This is a genomic window from Roseobacter sp. (assembly GCF_045106495.1).
Classification (GTDB): Bacteria; Pseudomonadota; Alphaproteobacteria; order Rhodobacterales; family Rhodobacteraceae; genus Roseobacter.
The window spans coordinates 537,481-555,126 of the sequence record NZ_JBGCEQ010000003.1; the positions used below are offsets into that span (position 1 = coordinate 537,481).

13 protein-coding genes and 1 pseudogene are annotated in these 17,646 nt (G+C 53.4%); 7 read left to right on the top strand and 7 right to left on the bottom strand.

Going from position 1 to position 17,646, the window contains the following annotated elements; translation table 11 throughout:
* Positions 1 to 9: 9 nt before the first annotated feature.
* Positions 10 to 1,116 (top strand): nucleoside hydrolase, encoded by a 1,107-nt coding sequence (locus AB8B75_RS04475; RefSeq protein ID WP_405360149.1) that lies wholly within the window; start codon positions 10 to 12, stop codon positions 1,114 to 1,116.
* Here the strand turns inward: AB8B75_RS04475 and AB8B75_RS04480 are convergent.
* On the bottom strand, positions 1,113 to 1,880 hold the full coding sequence (locus tag AB8B75_RS04480) for a hypothetical protein (RefSeq protein ID WP_405360150.1): 768 nt from the start codon (positions 1,878 to 1,880) through the stop codon (positions 1,113 to 1,115). The genes AB8B75_RS04475 and AB8B75_RS04480 overlap by 4 nt on opposite strands.
* Before the next feature lie 390 nt (positions 1,881 to 2,270).
* Between AB8B75_RS04480 and ppk2 the strand changes: the two genes are divergently transcribed.
* Positions 2,271 to 3,062, top strand: coding sequence for a polyphosphate kinase 2 (gene ppk2, locus AB8B75_RS04485; RefSeq protein ID WP_405360151.1), 792 nt, complete (start codon positions 2,271 to 2,273; stop codon positions 3,060 to 3,062).
* A 672-nt stretch (positions 3,063 to 3,734) separates the two neighbouring features.
* Here the strand turns inward: ppk2 and AB8B75_RS04490 are convergent.
* The gene (locus AB8B75_RS04490) at positions 3,735 to 4,502 is read right to left on the bottom strand and encodes a hypothetical protein (RefSeq protein ID WP_405360152.1); all 768 of its coding nucleotides are present in this window, start codon (positions 4,500 to 4,502) and stop codon (positions 3,735 to 3,737) included.
* Between the two features lie 314 nt (positions 4,503 to 4,816).
* Here AB8B75_RS04490 and AB8B75_RS04495 point away from each other — a divergent pair, with 314 nt between their 5' ends.
* Positions 4,817 to 7,357, top strand: a complete 2,541-nt coding sequence (locus AB8B75_RS04495) for an HWE histidine kinase domain-containing protein (protein WP_405360153.1) — start codon at positions 4,817 to 4,819, stop codon at positions 7,355 to 7,357.
* 257 nt (positions 7,358 to 7,614) lie between these two features.
* Here the strand turns inward: AB8B75_RS04495 and AB8B75_RS04500 are convergent, their stop codons facing one another.
* From AB8B75_RS04500 to AB8B75_RS04515, 4 genes are all read right to left on the bottom strand, one after another.
* Positions 7,615 to 9,189: a calcium-binding protein gene (locus AB8B75_RS04500; RefSeq protein WP_405360155.1), complete on the bottom strand. Its 1,575-nt coding sequence runs from the start codon at positions 9,187 to 9,189 to the stop codon at positions 7,615 to 7,617.
* Positions 9,190 to 9,804: 615 nt separating this feature from the next.
* The gene (locus AB8B75_RS04505) at positions 9,805 to 10,332 is read right to left on the bottom strand and encodes a cupin domain-containing protein (RefSeq protein ID WP_405360157.1); all 528 of its coding nucleotides are present in this window, start codon (positions 10,330 to 10,332) and stop codon (positions 9,805 to 9,807) included.
* On the bottom strand, positions 10,329 to 10,847 hold the full coding sequence (locus tag AB8B75_RS04510; RefSeq protein WP_405360158.1) for an RNA polymerase sigma factor: 519 nt from the start codon (positions 10,845 to 10,847) through the stop codon (positions 10,329 to 10,331). The genes AB8B75_RS04505 and AB8B75_RS04510 overlap by 4 nt, the downstream gene beginning before the upstream one ends.
* A gap of 140 nt (positions 10,848 to 10,987) precedes the next feature.
* A complete protein-coding gene (locus tag AB8B75_RS04515; RefSeq protein ID WP_405360160.1) occupies positions 10,988 to 12,427 on the bottom strand; it encodes a hypothetical protein in 1,440 nt (479 codons plus the stop codon).
* 627 nt (positions 12,428 to 13,054) lie between these two features.
* Here AB8B75_RS04515 and AB8B75_RS04520 point away from each other — a divergent pair.
* From AB8B75_RS04520 to AB8B75_RS04535, 4 genes are all read left to right on the top strand, one after another.
* Positions 13,055 to 14,935: a hypothetical protein gene (locus tag AB8B75_RS04520; protein ID WP_405360161.1), complete on the top strand. Its 1,881-nt coding sequence runs from the start codon at positions 13,055 to 13,057 to the stop codon at positions 14,933 to 14,935.
* Positions 14,936 to 14,937: 2 nt separating this feature from the next.
* The gene (locus tag AB8B75_RS04525; RefSeq protein WP_405360162.1) at positions 14,938 to 16,095 is read left to right on the top strand and encodes a transporter substrate-binding domain-containing protein; all 1,158 of its coding nucleotides are present in this window, start codon (positions 14,938 to 14,940) and stop codon (positions 16,093 to 16,095) included.
* 65 nt (positions 16,096 to 16,160) lie between these two features.
* Positions 16,161 to 16,796 carry a tyrosine-type recombinase/integrase gene (locus AB8B75_RS04530; RefSeq protein WP_405360163.1) on the top strand — a complete coding sequence of 212 codons (636 nt, stop codon included), beginning with the start codon at positions 16,161 to 16,163 and terminating at the stop codon, positions 16,794 to 16,796.
* Positions 16,789 to 17,499 carry a hypothetical protein gene (locus AB8B75_RS04535; RefSeq protein ID WP_405360185.1) on the top strand — a complete coding sequence of 237 codons (711 nt, stop codon included), beginning with the start codon at positions 16,789 to 16,791 and terminating at the stop codon, positions 17,497 to 17,499. The genes AB8B75_RS04530 and AB8B75_RS04535 overlap by 8 nt, the downstream gene beginning before the upstream one ends.
* An 8-nt stretch (positions 17,500 to 17,507) precedes the next feature.
* On the opposite strand, the pseudogene AB8B75_RS04540 reads toward AB8B75_RS04535, so the two are convergent.
* A pseudogene (locus tag AB8B75_RS04540) lies at positions 17,508 to 17,646 on the bottom strand (IS3 family transposase); the annotation flags it as partial.

Genomic DNA, 17,646 nt, shown 5'->3' on the forward strand with positions numbered 1-17,646 from the left:
GGTGTTTTCATGACCACGCTACAAGAAGCCGTACAAAGGTTCACACCGCTGGATCCGGAATTAATGGCCCGGCGTCTGGGACGTCCCGGGCCGATGCCACGCGTGATCATAGATACCGATACCGCCAATGAGATCGATGACCAATATGCCGTCGCATGGGCCCTGTTGTCGCAGGACAGGTTGAATATCGAAGGCGTGACTGCGGCCCCTTATTCTTTTCTGCATCACCGTGATGGGCTTTATGAGGCCGTGGCGGCACTACAAACCGGCAGTGGCACGGACCATGACAGCAAGTTTGTCGGACCTTTTGCGGGCTGGGCCAAGCGTCTGCTTGCGGATGGGCGCACAGCTGACGACATCGAATTTGTCACACCAGATGTGGGCGAAGAAAGGTCCTACGAGGAAATCCTGCGGGTTTTTGACGCCTGCCATGTCGCGCATGAGGGCAAGGTCTTTCATGGCTCACCCGCGCATTTGTCTAGCTATGACGCGCCCGTCGATTCTGATGCCGCGCAATTCATCATCAAGCAGGCCCGCAAACGCGAAGACGGGCCGGTCTACGTACTGGCGATGGGGGCTCTGCCCAACATCGGGTCGGCCCTTTTGATGGCACCTGACATCATCGACAATCTTGTGGTGGTGTGGACCTCGGGCTTTCCCAGCTATGCCCCTTTTTGCAACGAACCCTCGCTCAATCTGGTTCAGGACCAGATGTCGTCCCGGCTGTTGTTCGAATGTGGCGTGCCACATGTCTACTTGCCCGGCTACCATGTTGGTGCCCAGCTGACCATCTCCCGTCCGGAAATGGAGCATTTCGTGAAAGGGCATGGCGCCATCGGCGACTACCTCTGGCATCTTTACACCAACAATCCGTTGCACACCAAATATGCAATCTCTCAGCCGGAAACAAAAACCTGGGTGATCTGGGACATTATCAACGTCGCTTGGATGTTGGATGCTGCCTATGTACCGACGCATCTGACCACCTCACCGCATCTGGATGAAGCGCTGTATTGGCAAAAAGACCCGTCACGCCATGCCATGTTGGAAGCCTATGACGTTGCACGAGATGCTGTTTTCGAGGATCTATACGATCGTCTGGCCAAAAACGGCTAACCGATCGGTGGCGGGTGACTTTTAGCTGCCAGCGCCAACTCAAGCGCGACCTCAAAGACGATCTTGTTGGCGCGTTTGAGTTTCTCCATGTCATCTTCTGGCAACGGGTCATTGAATGTGCGCCCGGCAAACAACTGATCCCAAACCGTCAGCATCGACACCGTCCGCGCGCCGAACCTGTCTCCAACAGCGACCACTGCGGAGGTTTCCATATCAATACTCGCAATGCCTTCGAGAGCCCAACGCTCGCACATCTCGTCCGATTGCGCGAATAAACTTGGCCATGTCAAATGACGTGTGCGCTGCGATGGAACGCCATGACGTGCGAGCGACTTTTCGACCGTTTCAACCAGACCGGCATCGGTGAAAACGCTCTCGCCGGCACCATAATGTTGAGATACTCCATCGCGGGCCAAACATTCCTCGGGCAGAGCCACGACGCCCGTTGAAGCATCGGCATCCAGCGAACCGCAGGTGCCGATCTGGATCAAGAGATCTGTGCCCAATTGGCTAAATATATGTGTGGGCTCAACCGCGCGCGGCGCGCCATAGGCGCAGCAAAAAGCCACGTCAAGGCCCTGCCATTTGCCCATAAACATGTCGGGAAAAGCCAATTCAACTACATCGTCGAGATAGTCTAGCCGCGATGCCGTCGCCGCTTGACGCCACCAGGTGCCTTCCATGATCAACGCGGCCGGTGCGCGGTCTCTGGCGATACCCAACGCATCCCGCCAATGCTGATCCGTATAGTCCAAAATGGCCATGATCGTTTACCTTTGCAGGTGCCGGGTATCGTAAACCCGATGCTGGTGAGGAAATGTCATTCCGTCCAGTTGGCAGCGATTGTGACGGCCTTTTTAGGGGTGGCAGATACGCATTTTCGGTGCTCAGGTTTGCGATATTCTTTGCGTTGATATGGCTTGCAGGCTCGAATCCTCAGCAGACGCAATCGAGACACATTAGTGTCCTAGGGCCGGTCCGAGATTCAATACTGTCGCGTCGGTTTCAACTTTGGAAATTTTGGTGCAGGACGGCGATTGCGAACAAGGACGCCACGTGCAAGCGCGGCGCGGCATCCGTGCCGGAGTATGCAAACTCGCGTTTTTTCCAGAATTGTGCTTTGTTTGGATTGGGAAAAAAGTGAGGGGCAAACAATGGTCAAGATATCGAACTCAACCTACGAATCCGAACTCGCCAGGCTACAGATCGAATTGGTGAAGTTGCAGGAATGGGTCAAGGAAACGGGTCACAAGGTTGCAATAATATTTGAAGGCAGGGATGCCGCGGGCAAGGGTGGGACGATCAAGCGCATCACCGAGGCGATGAACCCCAGGATTTGTCAGGTTGTCGCCCTCCCGGCACCAACAGAGCGAGAAAAGTCCCAGTGGTATTTCCAAAGATATGTTTCACACCTGCCAGCGGCGGGGGAGATTATCATCTTTGATCGGTCTTGGTACAACCGCGCGGGCGTCGAGCGCGTTATGGGGTTTTGCAGCGACGAGGAATACAAGGAATTCATGCGCAGTTGCCCTGAATTTGAACGTATGTTGGTCCGGTCCGGCATTCAGCTGGTCAAGTACTGGTTTTCCGTAAGCGACGAAGAACAGGAACGCCGATTCCAAAAGCGCCTTACAGATCCGACCAAACAGTGGAAGCTCAGCCCGATGGATCTCGAAAGCCGGAAACGGTGGGTGGATTACTCCAAGGCTAAAGACGACATGTTTTCACATACCGACATAAAGCAAGCGCCATGGTTTGTCGTGAATTCAGACGTCAAGAAACATGCAAGACTGAATTGCATCACCCATTTGCTTTCGTTGATTCCTTACGAAGAAATTGCCCATGAGCCGGTGGTTCTTGAAGATCGCCCTCCGCAACGAGGTTACGTTCGCCCGCCGATGGACGACCAGACCTTTGTCCCGGAAGTTCACAAAGAACTGTTTTAGGACTGGTTTTGACTGTTTCTGAAACATCTCAACCAAAAAGGGCTTGGCGACGTGACGCAAGTGTGGTTGCGGGCTGTCAAGCTGCAGTCAATGCCTAAGGTGGCCCATTCCTGATCTGTGGGAAGTGTGGTGCTTTCAGGTATCCCAAAAACAAGAGTGATACGATCAAGAACACGAATGCTTTTTCTAGCTAGTTAAGATTCCGCTTGGCTTTTTTTGAAGGCCGTTTATTTCGCAGTTACGCCGCTCACAGATGCACGGGGACCAAGCGATCGCCGAACTGCGACTGCCACCGGTGCACCTGGCACGACGAGCGACGCGGACGCAGGCGGGGTTGAGTATTGACGGACATCCATCGCTGCTGCCCTTCTGAACATCCAGTCTATGCACGCATTTTTTTGGACGCGAATGTCGATTTGTATACAGATGAATGAGGTCCGGATCGTGCCATCCAGGTTCTTTGATAGCGATCAAAATAGAGGGCTGAGGGTCCGATTTTGCGTAGATGGTCAGCAAGCCTTTGGAAGCGCCAGATTGAAACAAAACAATCCGTGGCGAACGACGGCTATCGTAACCCCGAAGGGTGCTGGTCGTGACAATTAGCAACCATCGAACAAGAAGGACCCAATGCGAGACCATGCGACAATCAGTTCTGATGCAACAAAGGTGGCCCTAAAACATCATGCAATCCGCACCTGGTGGCAATGGTGCTGATCCCGGCGGTAAGGTGGGCGTGTAGTCGAAAGTCACAATTTGCGCACCGCCGTCGAATGCGATGAACAGTTGATCGGAGCCTGGTCGGATGGCTATTCCTTCCGGATCATTGCCGTATTCCAACAAACTGGCTTGCGCGAGAAGTTCGCCGTCGGCGGAAAATTCATAGAGGCTGTTGGAGCCTTCCCAATCGTCGACGATCAGGAGGTGCCCTGTCCGCGGGTCGATTGCGATGCCCTGCGCTTCGCTCAGCGGCGGAGACAACTCCATCGTGTTGATCTGTGCTTTCAGCTCGCCGGTTGGGCTGAACCACGACAAGCGCTCCGGATCGTCTTCAACCGTCACGATGTCCCCATTGGCAGAAATCGCAATACCTTCGGTATCCGCAAACCCGCCGGCGAGCGCGAAGGGTGGCCCCAGCGTCTCACCATTTTTTGTCAACCTTTGCAGTTTGCCAAACCCGTCTCCGACCAGCAGGTGATCGCCTTCCAGCGAGATTGCCTTTATCCGAAACAAATCACTGCTCACGCGCCGCAACTCGTCGCCCTGCAAAGTGACCAGTACCGCATCAGGTCCCTCATTGGCGATCCACAGGCCGCAGAATGTCGGGTCATAATCTAAGCTGGCCGGTCGGTTGAGATCGTAGCGACCTGTTTCATTCAAATCCAAGGCTAACGCAGGCATTGTCGCAGCCATTGCCAGTACAAAAATGCATGCTCTGAGCATCTCAACCCCGCCATTCTGTTCGTTTTTGAGATGTTGCGAATTGCGAACTAGTCAATAGCATTAGGCGATGTCTTCTCACCTGGTGGCGCAGCCCACCACCAAAGCCCGTTTTTTCTAGCCATGCGATACACCGCATCCAGTGAACGTGGCGCCAACCCGGGAGGGTGTGGATCGTTGGGGCTGTATTCACGCGTCGTCAATGTTGCGCCAAGACGTGCAACAGTACGGCGCTAACACGCAAGTTTACAGGTGTGATGTCAACTTTTCACGACAGTTGTGTTGGCATATACAAGGTAAACGGAGGGCAACAGCAGATGACACAACCATTGACAGAAGAACAGCTACGCGAAGCGCTGAAAACATGCGCTGATGAACCTGTGCATATTCCGGGATCAATCCAGCCGATTGGATTTCTGTTAGCCTGTGATTTTGATGGAGGCATTGTTCGACAAGCAAGCGAAAACTGCCCGGACCTCTTTGGCCTTCCATTGGCGGATATCCTTGGCAGGCCTTTGCGCTCGTTGTTAGGCGCGGACATTTCGCACAATCTAAACAACATCCGAGGTATGGGCGGCTTTGCAAACGCGCGGCATTTTGCGGGTGTGTGGCAAACGACGGGGAAAGAATATGCGGTTCATTTCTCAAAAGGGGGTGAACGATTTGTCATCGAAATCGAGGAAGCGGGGACGGTTCCGAAAACGTCATACGAAACAAGCCAACAACAAGCTTTTCTCGTCAGTCAAATCGAAGGTTGTGACACTCTGCCGGAGCTGTTTGATTTGACGACGGACTTGCTGCACCATTTAACCAGCTTTGACCGCGTAACCGTCATAAAGTTCGATAAAGAGTGGAATGGGGAGGTCGTTTCCGAAGCGCGTAGCAGACGTATGGATCCTTTGCTTGGGCTGCGCTTTCCCAGCCATGATGTTCCGGCCCAGGCACGTGACCTTATGCGGCAAATACCGATGCGCCTAATCTGCGATGTTGAGCAAATCCCTATCCCGCTGGTCGCTCACAGCGCCGACGAACCCGCGTTGGACATGACATTTGCTGCCAACAGAGGCGTATCGCCGATACACATGCAATACCTTCACAACTTTGGCCTTGGCGCCACGATGACTCTCTCAGTTATCCTCGGAGATGAGCTTTGGGGGATGATTTCTTTTCACAGTCTAAAACCACGAGTGGCACCACCCGAAATGCGCCACCTTCTCTTGAGCTTTATGCCCTTGTTTCAACTGAAGCTCGATCTTCTTCGCCGGGAAAAATCACTGAAGCTGTCTCAGCAAGTTGACCAACTTCAAACGGACGTCCAGGGTGAGCTGGAAAAGGGCAGCGAGCTTGAGGCGATGATGCAGCAAGTTGGCCCATCGATCATTGATGTGCTCGACGCAACTGGCGTCGTTATGACGAACGGTTCGGAATATTTTGGTTTTGGAAAGGTGCCGGAGACATCCATCATTGAGTTTCTGGCAGAACGTGTAAATGCAGCGCCGGACAAACTGTTGGCCATCGACAACTTGTCCTCGGCTTTCCCAGAACTGGCGTCGCATCTGGACGGCTTGGCAGGTGCTCTTCTTACCGGTTACGAGGGGACACGAAGTCTCCAGGTCTATCGCCCCGAAATCAGCCAATCCGTTGCGTGGGCAGGCAATCCAACCAAGACAGTTGAAGCTGAAAAGAATACCTTGCGGATTGAACCGCGATCCTCTTTTTCGAAATACCTTCTGGAGACTGCCCATAAAAGTAAGGCGTGGTCGGGCGATGACATCCACCTGATGCGCCAGCTCTGGCCATTGTTGAGTGCAGCAGAGAGGCGTGCTTTCCTCTCTCACCTCAGTCGACAACAGCAGCTCATGATCAATGAGCTTAATCACCGCGTGCGCAACATCCTTGCGCTGGTCAAGTCAGTTTCATCGGAGGCGCGCAGGTCTGGTGGCTCACTTGAAAGCTATTCGAATGCTATTGAATCTCGCATCCATGCCCTTGCGGCGGCACATGACATCGGTGCAGGAGCCGCAAACTCCTCTGTATCTATCTTTGACATCATAAAGTTGGAGGCCAATCCCTATAGCCAAGAAGACGCGCAGCGCGTTTTTGTGTCGGGTGAGGATGCAAACATCCGGGCAGAGTCCGCTCCGATTTTTGCGCTCGTTATCCACGAGCTGATGACAAATGCGGTCAAATATGGCGCGCTGGCAGTCCCAAATGGCCGAATTGATCTGGAAGTGCGGCGCAATGATGATGGTCTTCGCGTCGATTGGTTCGAACGGGATGGGCCGCGCATCAACACCAAACCGAAAAGACAAGGGTTCGGCACGACGCTGATCCTTCAAGCCGTACCATTCGAAATGGGTGGTACCGCTGATCTCCGGTTCTGCGAAAACGGTGTAGAAGCGACCCTTACACTTCCGCCCAGCGCGTTTGGCGATGCGCCGGTGAAAAACCGAACACAAAACGAAAGAGACAACCAGCTCCCTTCGAAGACGGTGACTGCGCTTAGAAATGGCCTTGTCTTGCTAGTTGAAGACAACTTCATGGTTGCAAATGCAATGCGAACAGTGCTCGAGAATGCGGGTTTTGTGAGCATTGAGATGCTGTCAGGGGTTGATCCCGCCATGGAGTTTCTTCAGGTGGAAACGCCTACATTCGCTGCGCTGGACATAAACCTTGGCCAAGGTGTAACGAGTGAGCCTATTGCCAGCGAGCTTTTGCGGCGGAACGTGCCATTCATTTTCGTTACTGGCTATGGCGAGCAGCACAGTCTTGCGCCTCACTTGAACAATGTTCCCACGTTGACGAAGCCAATCACACGCCGTGAATTGCTGTCGGCATTGGATAGTTTGGTGATTTAGGGCCGAGATTGCCCGCATGTGGCAACTGGAATGCAATTGGCCCGATTTTTACCTGTCGACACGCAGCTGGTGCACCGGAGAAGCTTGAAGTTAAGCGTTGGGTATCTATGATCCCGCGCCTGGTTGGTACGAACAATCGGGTAAGCGATACCCCGGGTCGACGCATCGCTTTTTTGACAAAACGATGAACCGTTTCGACCTGCTTCTGTTTCCGGACAATCGGGGGTTGGAAATCAATGAGAACCCACGCCAATTGTTCAAATGAACTCTATCGTGCCGATGTTTTGCCAGAAGCTGAAATTGATGGTCTCTGCATCAAAGTCTCGCAAATTGGCGAAGTTGATCTTGGTTCCGACAGGGTTCTCGATCAGCGATTCCTCAAGGTCCAGAATTAGTGCCGCATCATCGCCAAGAGAAACAGCCGAAATGACGTCCTCCGCGTCGGTTCCCGGGGCAAAAACACCTTCAAACCGAAGCGTTTCTCCGAAGAGTGGCGCGAAATCAATGATGCTGTCGGTCTCCCCGCTGAGATCGTCGGGAAGCCATAGATAGGTGTTCGCGCCAGCCCCGCCGATCAATATGTCTTCGCCTGGCCCACCTCTGATGAGATCAGCACCGGCATTGCCGACAAGAAAGTCGTCGCCAAAACCACCATCGATAGTGTCATTGTCCCGACCGCCGGATATTGCGTCATCTCCCTGATTGCCAAAAAGCAGGTCGCGATCACTGCCGCCGGAAATAATGTCATTGCCGTCCAGGCCTGCTATTGAATCTCTTCCGTTGCGGCCTTCGATCCTGTTTGCGCCAGCATTGCCGAAGATGAAGTCGTCAAAAATGGAACCGACGACGTTCTCAAAGCGCGACAACGTGTCAATCTCCACCGCCCGCCCGAGCTGCGTGTTTGCAAATCCCTGCGCCAGATTGACGAAGACGGGTCCGTCCGCCTGCGCATAGTCGATGGTATCGTTACCCCTTCCGCCGTCGGCGACGTCAAAACCGCGCCCCGGTCGCACGATGTCGTTTCCGCTTCCGCCAAAAAGCGCGTCATTGCCCGCGTCGCCGCTGATGTCGTCGTTGCCGTTTCCGCCACGGATCGTATCGTTACCATCTCCGCCCGCCAATATGTCGTTGCCGCGGTCTCCTCGAACATCGTCGTTACCGCCTCCAGCCTGAATGTTATCACTGCCGCGCCCACCTTCGAGCTGGTTGGAGAGGCTGTTGCCAAAAATGAAGTCGTCATATTGGGAGCCAATAATGTTCTCGACGCGATTCAGGACGTCCTCGCTGCCATTGGCCGAAACCGCCCGGCCGGAGAAGAAGCCATTGCCCGGGTTGGGTTCAAAAAGACTGATGCCCATGAAACTGTCGGAAAACGTGTAGCTAACGGTGTCCACGCCACCGCCGCCGTCGATCAACTCGTTGGCTGTGCCGGCGAAGATTGTATCGTCACCATGTCCGTTAGTGTTTGTGATCGATGAATCGTCTCCGAAGATCAGGAGGATGTCGTCGCGCCGCTGAGCAGCAGCTGACGCGACGCTACGGATCACGTCGTTTTCGTCGCCTCCAAGGATTGCACCACCCGTGGCGGCAATCAGGATACGATCCTCTCCTTCGCCTGCGTCAACCACATCAGGTGGAAGCGAAATCAAATACATATCAAAAACCGTTTCACCGACAATCTGCCTGCGATTTGGTTGAACAAAAATCGTGTCACGACCGCCGCCTGTCTGGACGATCTCAAATTGATCCTGATTTGTTTGGTAAAAGTCCGGTTGATTATTCCCGATAACGCGTGAACTGAATCGCCCGGTTTCAAATATCTCTATCGCCATTACATTCTCCTTTTGCGCTGAGACCCGCCCCAAGAATGATCACATGCGCAGCACCTAAAACCTCAACGACGATCTGATGTGACTGTGTGCCCCATAAGGTTTGACAGCCCCCATGGGGACGTATCCATCGCCACAGGGCATAACTTTCGAACGGGGCAAGCGGCTCCAACCTTGCGCTTCACAAACCCCCGCAGCACAAAACCGTAATGGATTGGAGTTCCTCCATTTCCAAAACCAGCCGCCGCCACTGCGCGTCGCATTGGCACCCTCAATCGCGTTGGTCATTCAGCTTTGGAAACTGGGCCCTAATTTGCCGGAAACTGACCATCCAGAACTTTTTCCTAACACCTAACGGCTTTTCGTTTTGTTGATTCTGCGTTGACTCCACGTGGTTTTATTTGCTCGGTTTATTGGGCGTGCGTAGAAGACCACTCGATTTCATAGAAAACGAAGTTGGCAAGATTACAGCAATACTTACAAAGTGTCTCGCGGGTGCTTCTCGCAGCGAACGTTGGTTGCCATTGGGCCTCTCGCTGTGAAGGGCAGCTTGGGTTTGTGGCCAGGGTTTATCTTGGCATGCGTCTATACACGCGCAGCAAGCGGCCTGCTTTCGAATCAAAGCGGGCCTTGAATGAAAAATATGGCGTCCTCAATCGCGGCTATCGGTTCGTGGCGCGTTTCACGCGCTGCAAAATGATAGGCCCCTGCGCCAAATGTCCTCCTGCCAACTGAGAGCTTTCCGCTCACTACGACGCAGTGCTCATCTCCACCATGTTCGTGGGATGGGAGCACGGAACCTTTTGCCATCCGAACCATGAAGGCCTGTGTTTGCGCCACCGGGTCCACATGCACAACCTTTCGTTCGATCCCATCTGCGATCTGCTCCCAAACGCCGCCTTCAAGGGGGATCGTACGGGTGCCGGGTACTGTTTCGAGTTCGTCAAGACGCGCCTCGATCTCACCCCACAGTGCCTCATCTGACAGTTGGAGCGGTTGTGGCTGCAATGTCTCTTCCAACAAGACAAGGTTTCGTTCCCAGAACGCCACTTCGGCTTGAAATTCGGGATCAGCCAAATCTTTTCTGCTTGCATCATAAAGACCAAGAACGAATTCCGCAGACCGGATTTTCACATCATCCGTCATTGATCCAGACACTTTCTGAGTTGTAGAAGTGCCCGTCTTATTCGGCTCTTTATCGTCCCAAGTGGCACCCCCGTCGCAAGGCTGACTTCCTGATGCGTCATGCCATAGAGGTAGCAAAGCCTGATCGCCAGATGGCTCGTCCGTTCGAGCCGCGAAAGACACCCTGACAATGCCAGTCTGTCTGCATTTGTCTCTGAGATTTTTTGTTCGGCTTCAAGTGTGACTTCGCGGTTGAGCCAAGGGCTCGCTCTGAGGCGATCAATTGCGCGGCGTCGTGCGATCGTCGACATCCAAGCCTTCGCCGACCCGGCTGACGCATCGAAATCCTTGGCTGACTTCCATATGGCGACAAACGTATCCTGCACAGCTTCCTCAGCCAGGTCCCTATGCCCAAGCCTTCTTTGGCAAACTGCCAAGAGATATCCGCCTGTCCGCTCGAAGAGCGTTCGCAGCGAGAGTCTGCTGCCATGCGCCACTTCTCCGATCAGGCGTGAAAGCTCTTCGTCTTCGACCACGCGGTATCCACCGATCTACATCCCTCGAACGCTATTCTAACATCAGCGGGTCGCGCACCCAATCCCCCTGCAAAAAGGCAGGCGGGCACCGTGATGGATGCCCGACTGCCTGTCATTTTTTCGATGACATCAAGGCCTACTCAGGCTGGTGGGTTGACGGTCGGTCGCACCGCGATCACGGTGGTTAGTTGATACCGTCCACGCGCGCCGAGGGGCACCTCCCGCACTTCGACGTTCGAGATGGTCTTGATGGTTTCTTTTTCGACACTCGAATTGGGGCGGTTCAACATCACGGTTTTGGGAAAGGATGCTGAATTTGCATCAAGCGCGCCAACCGACGCCGTCATCGTAGCCTGAACAGTCTGGTCGCCGACACCACGTGAGAAAGTTCCCGCCAATGTAAAAGGCGTGAAGGCATCGTTGTTCACGCCAGGAAGATCACCCAGAAAATCCGAGAGGATTGAAAAAAACGCAGATACGATGAGCTCCCGGATTTCCAAGCTTTCGAGGAACCGTCGGAAAAGCGCAATAGCAATGGCAGCGCCAGGATTGGCACCGGCCAGGGCTCTTGCCAGCGCTTGATCAATGATCGCATCAAGAACCGGCTCCAATTCTTCCAGTAATTTCCGGATCGCGCCGACAGTGTTCTTCACTTCCGTTTCGGTAAGTTGGTCCTCTTCATAAGGAAATCCAAGCAAGAGGTACGAGGCGACGCCGAGCGGGATCTGCTCAATCGCATACTCAAAACGATTTGGCTTGGCGCCAGTAAAGTCACTGTCATTGTCGCTCTTGAACTTCTTCTCCATGTCATTTTTGTTGTAGAGCTTCGGTGCAATCGCTTTTCCGTTAACAATGCCGCTGACGGATATTCTGAATTCATCATTCAGCAGAACGGGAGCCGTCTCGTTGATGCAACTGACAAGGTTGCTGCCTATGGCAAAAAACAAGGGTTGGGCGGCAATCTGCGGAACGCCCCCAAAAGGATCAAATGGTCCGATGGAGAGTTGCGCAGCATTGAGAGATGTGTTCCCTCCCTGCAGCCCGAAGTTCAACAGGTCTGCTTTCGTTTGCTCCAGAAGCGGCTCGTTGAAAATGTCGGGTAGAAGGGCGACATCGGGTGCAGAGTTTCCAGCAATCTCGCCGATGGAACGCATAACTAGACTATCCAACTGCTGTTCGGTTTTTGGTCTGTTGGTGCCTCCGAATATCTTTGCGGTTGAGACATCTACGGCCCGCTGAAATTCTGCATCCGTCAAAGCCCCTTGTGATTTGCGACGTGCAAGAATTCGGTAGTTGTCGATGAGCTCACCTACAGCAATGTCAAACGGTTCTGATCCGCCGGATTCAAGAGATTCCCCAGTGCGCCCGGCCAGCGAAGTCGCCAGAGCTTGCTGTAGCTCGTCGATGATCGTCCGTTCTGGCGTCGGTGTCGGCACTGACACCGAGTTAGGTTTTGCTGCTGGATCCGTTGCGGTAGGCGGCGGTAGCGTCACGTCGGTTTTGATCAAGCCGTCGAGTGGGCCTTTAACCGGGGTGATTGTATCTTGTTGAATGTCTGACTTCTTGAGATCGATAAACATGTTTTTTCCAATGCAATTAGTGAGTTTTAAAGAATGTACGGCGCTTCTGTTTCAGGATTTCGCAACAGTTCGCGGCTTTGAGAAATTTTGATTGCGTTAGCGCTTCGGCACAAAATGATGCCAAAGCAACGCGTTCGGTGTCTCTTACATGGCGTCCTCCAATTCCAATCCATTCAATTGGGTAATCGGGGACTCCGCTGGTTTTGGATGCATAGAATGAAAAAGAATCTGACAAACTTTGCGTTTCGTGCGGCGCGGTGAGATTTCTCTGGTGCTCTCCAGCGTTGCCGATTGAATCCTTCCGGCTGCGTTCACGGGCACGAGTGTCCGCCTGTGTTCAAACTGAGCGAAGTAAACGGACCACCCTGCGATGGTCGTAGAGGCTCCGGCAAACGATGATTAACTTCGCCCCAATCCGAGCATCACACTCGCTGGTTGAAGAATCGGTTAACAATTGTTATCAATAGGTTAATATTATTTGATATTGTGGGGGTATCTGCTGTGAAAACATTCCTTTTAGTAGTCTTTTTTGCCTCTAGTTTGCCAGTCGTTTCAATCGCACAGGACTGTAATCCGTCGGTTGATAACTGCCGGTAGTCGTTAAGTCGTGCTCATTTAAAAGTCGTCATGTCACAGGCATCGTCAGAAATTTTTGCCCTGATTTTCGGGGCGTTCATAGTTGTTGTATTTTCATACGAACGCTTTAACCGGATCACCTACGACACGGGAACCCGGCTTGAGCGGCTTGTTACACTTTTGTCGCCTGACAAGCTGCGCGCGCGTCGCGTCGTCATTCGGGTTTGGTTCTACTATTGCCTATGCCTGTTGACCGTTTATGCAATTTTGTGTGTCTACGCTGAGGTCTTGCCCGCCTTGGGTGGGGAGGCCTTCGTTGGCGCGGAATTGTCATCTTCTGGCGACGACTCGATTGGCATCCCGCCGTTTGTCTCGCTGACATCGGCTTTGATCCTCACCGGTTTGGCACCGTCGGTACCAGTGTTGCGCCGGTTCGAAGAATGGGCGCGCGTGACCGCTCATCGGGTTGCGGGCATTCCGACCAGCGTCCTGAACGACACGGATATTCTGCGCCGCAAGGCCATCGACCTGTCGCGGGGCCCTCAAGACAGCTTGCTGATCGCAAAAGGCGACTGGGAACGCCGCAAGCATTACCGCGAAGCGGCAGCTGATCAGGTGACGGATCCCGAAGACTTCAGTAACGACCTGGACGTAATTTTCGCAGTGTCGTCCTGGATCCTCGACCGGCGGTTAAAGATGGAAAGCGTGGATATCCGCGAGAGTTTCAACCCGATTGAAGAAGAGCTGCGCAATCGCAAAGACATTGTCATTCTTGGGTTGGATGAGCGCACCGATTTTGTGCTCGGGCGCGGGGCCACGGCCGCAGATCCTGACCAACCCACGTCACTGGATGCGACAGATCCTAAAGACGACACGGAATTGAAGCGAAAAAGCTGGGATCGCGTGGCCTCTGATGTCAATAAGCTGGCCGAAGACTTGTGTATTCTGCTGGCACTATATGTGGAACATGGGCTGGTACCGCACCCGGAGACGGAAAATGCCTCTGGCGCAACGCTTTTGGAGCGCGCAGCCGCCGCGGCTGAAGGTACCGAAAATGGCCTGCGCAAATCGATCCGGCAGCACGATATCGCCCTTGGTCGGCTGTGCCTCTTTCTGGACGACATCCACGACGCCGCCGAGCCAGAGCTACAGCCGTCCTATGCGATGCAGGCCTTTTTGTGGTCTATGTCCCTTATCGCAGTGGTGACGATAGCATGGAGCATTTGGCCGGGGCAGTACGAGATAGGTCTGCGGCTTTCACGTGAATCCGTCCCATGGATTGAGCGCATGGGTAGATTCACGGTGGTCATGCTGAATGGCTTCATTTTGCCGTTGGCAATCATTCTGATCCTGCGCGATGCCGCCAAACAATCTCTGCGCTGGCGCAATATCTGGCGTGTCCACTGGACACGGTGGATGCCGCAGATCGGGATTGCATTGCTGGTGTCTTGGATGCTTGCGATGCTGCTGCTGGTTACCGTCAGCATATGGATGTTCGCATTCAGAGGAGAATTGGGCAAGATAGACGCGTGGTCCAACATCACGGTGATGGTCGAACGCGAGGTTTTGGTGATCCTGCGGGGCTGCATTCTTGGGCTATTGGTGGTTTTGCTGCTGGATGGCCATGCCGCGCGGCTGGCGTCGGGGAGACAGCAAACGTCTTGGCATTCGAGCCTGCAATGGGGTGTGGTGGCCGCCTTGGCGATGGGCAGCGTCGGAGCGGCGGCGCGGGCATTACAATCGCACGTCGCGGCGCAGAAACAGGGGCGCGATGGCTTGGATCACATCGACATGGGGTTGATGTTTTACACGACGGTGTATTCGGCACTCATCGGTTTTGTTGTGATCTTCTTTTTGTCGGAGGTCCTGATGCATCAGCGCAAGCGCCGACTGCGTGGCGCAACCGCCTATTTCGTAAGGCCTGCGGAGTAACTATGCGCTTTTTTCTTTGCCTATGTTTTGTTGTGATCATTCAGAGCTTCTTTGCGGCGAGACATGGCGCTGCGGAGGAAATTACCATCGGCGTGCGTGTCGACACACCGCCATTTGCTTCAATCGACAGAGATTCCGGCGCTTATGTGGGGTATTTCTACAAGATCTGCACAGAGGCCGTCACGCGGGCGGGCTACCAGTTCAACGAAGAGCCCGTGGATGCCACCAAGCGCAATGCATTTCTGACAAAGGGTGACGACGACTTTGACTTGCTGTGTGATCCTACCACCATCACTCTTTCCCGAATGGAGAATTTTGCAGCGCTGGATGCGGATCCGGAAAAAGTTGCAAAAGTGATCGGCACATCGTCCGAACCGAACGCGCCGCATCTGGATTATTCGCAAATTGTTTTTGTTGCAAACGGTGGTTATGTGACTGCGTCAAAAGCACCTGACGCGGTCTGGCAAGCGGGGATCGAAGAGCAGGTGGGAGTCGAAGAGAAGGTGGCGGAGGGCGTCGAACCGTCCGTAAAAAACTGCAAACACTATTTCGACTATGCCAAAGCCTATGCGGAGAAAGAAAGCAAAGGTGATGCACCCTCCGATCAAACAAATAATGCGGATGACGCCGAGGGTGAGCCCTTCATAACGTTCCGCTACCGCCGGGCAGCGCCGAGCAAGGCCGTGAAGTTGCTGGGGTATGTCGTGGGCTCCACAATCGGAGAGAAGGTGTTCGAGTTCAGCGCCGACACCATAAAACCAGTGCCCTGCACATTGCCGTCTCACACTGAGGCGGCGGCGGCATTCTGTAGTGGTAAGCTGCATCGCTACTATGGCGATCTGGATATCATCCGCGCGTCTATTGCCGATTATGTGGACAAATCTGGTGACGAATGCAATGTGCAGAATGCGCCGGACAAAGACCTGACATATGAACCCTATGCCTTCGTCATATCGTCCCGTGTCCCCGAATTTCAGGAGCGTTTCGCCTGCGCTCTTTACAGCATGTTTGAGGACAAATCGATGGAGCAGCTTTTCCAGGGGCAGTTTTCGGCCCAAAAATCCACTTTCCTGGAAACCCTCTTTGCGATCAACAGTATCCCGTCGGGCCGGCGCGAGGTGAGTTCCTCGTCTCCTCATGTGTGCGGCATTGTGCGTTAAGCCGGGAACATTTTCAGGAGGGTATCTGTCTGCGTCATGCAGCAGCCCTAGGGTTGGATGTAGACTTGCAGGCCACAGACAAAGCCAAGGCGCTGCTAGGAAAGTCTCGGCATAAACGAGTCAACATTCCGGCTCTTCATTGGTCTGATGTACCCGCATTTTATCAAAGCCTTGATGAAGGCACGGTTACCCAACTGGCTTTACGGCTCCTGATCTTAACAGCTGTGCGCTCAAAGCCGCTCCGCTTCCTTCACGAAAACCAGATTGAAGGTGATGTTTGGATAATACCCGCTGAGTTCATTAAAGGTCGTAAAGATGCGACAGAAGATTTTCGGGTGCCGTTGTCGGTCGAAGCTTTGGCGGTCATAGAGGCCGCAAAGCCACTGGCGCGGGATGGTTTCTTGTTCCCAAGCGTTCGGAAGGGTGTGATTTCTGACGCCACGATGAGCCGTTACATGGAGCGACGCAATATGAACGCTCGCCCGCACGGATTCCGGTCCAGCTTTAGAACATGGTGCGCAGAGGCGACAGAAGCTCCAAAGGAACTTGCGGAGACGTGTCTGGGCCATGTCGTGGGCAATCAGGTGGAGCGCGCGTACAGGCGCACGGACTTGTTGGAAAAGAGGCGCCCATTGATGGAGCGTTTGGCGCAATACTTGTCAGCTCGGATCGAATGCAACTTGGTATCCCTTAATGACTGAATTGATTAGATTAAGCGACGAGAGCGGTAAGATCCTACCTTACGCTCGACAACTTCTGGACGCATTAGCTTTCTTCCCCGATGACGAACTCAGCTTTAAGATATGTCGTTTTGCGATTGAGCGTGAATATCAAGAATATCTGAAACGCGGGCCTGATGTGCTAAAGGTCAGTCTGGCAACTGCCGTTTTAATCAACGCTGCGGAGAAACGGGCACAACAAGTCCACGTAGCAGGTTTGGTCGCGTTGGCTATTTTTGGTCTGAAAAGTTTGGATAGGCGACCATCTCAAGAAGCGGCAGTAGAACGAGTTGCCAAACATAATTCAATGGCGAACAAATTTCCATTTGAGAGATGGGACTACAAATCCGGGAAACACACCAAGTATGACAAAGCGGTACAATGCGATGTTGCCAGTGTTAGGCAGATTTTCACGATGTATCGCTCTGTTGCGCATATCTGTGCCGCGCGAGTCTCATCAACAGACTACCTACAGCCACTTTCATTGTTTGAACCATCGAAACAGGCCGATGAGAGCAAACTTGCGACCGTTTTGGCGTTTCAAGCTTTTTTTCAAACAAACATAGTTGCTGCCCAGAATTGGAATATGCGTTTGATAGAATTCCCTGCAAGCCTGCAATCAAATCCAGTTGTGTTGGAGCCAGAGCGCGCACTAATGGAAGCCTTACTAAAAGAGGAAACATAGGGTAGTTCAAGCACTTTGAGATATGTGAAGTCGGTCTGCCACAGCTGGTTGATGGCTGTGGTTTTGTCTTTGAACTCACTGGCGGCTTTCATGACGATAAAAGCGGGGCTGGTGATCAGGTCATGCGCCCTGAGGACGCGATATACG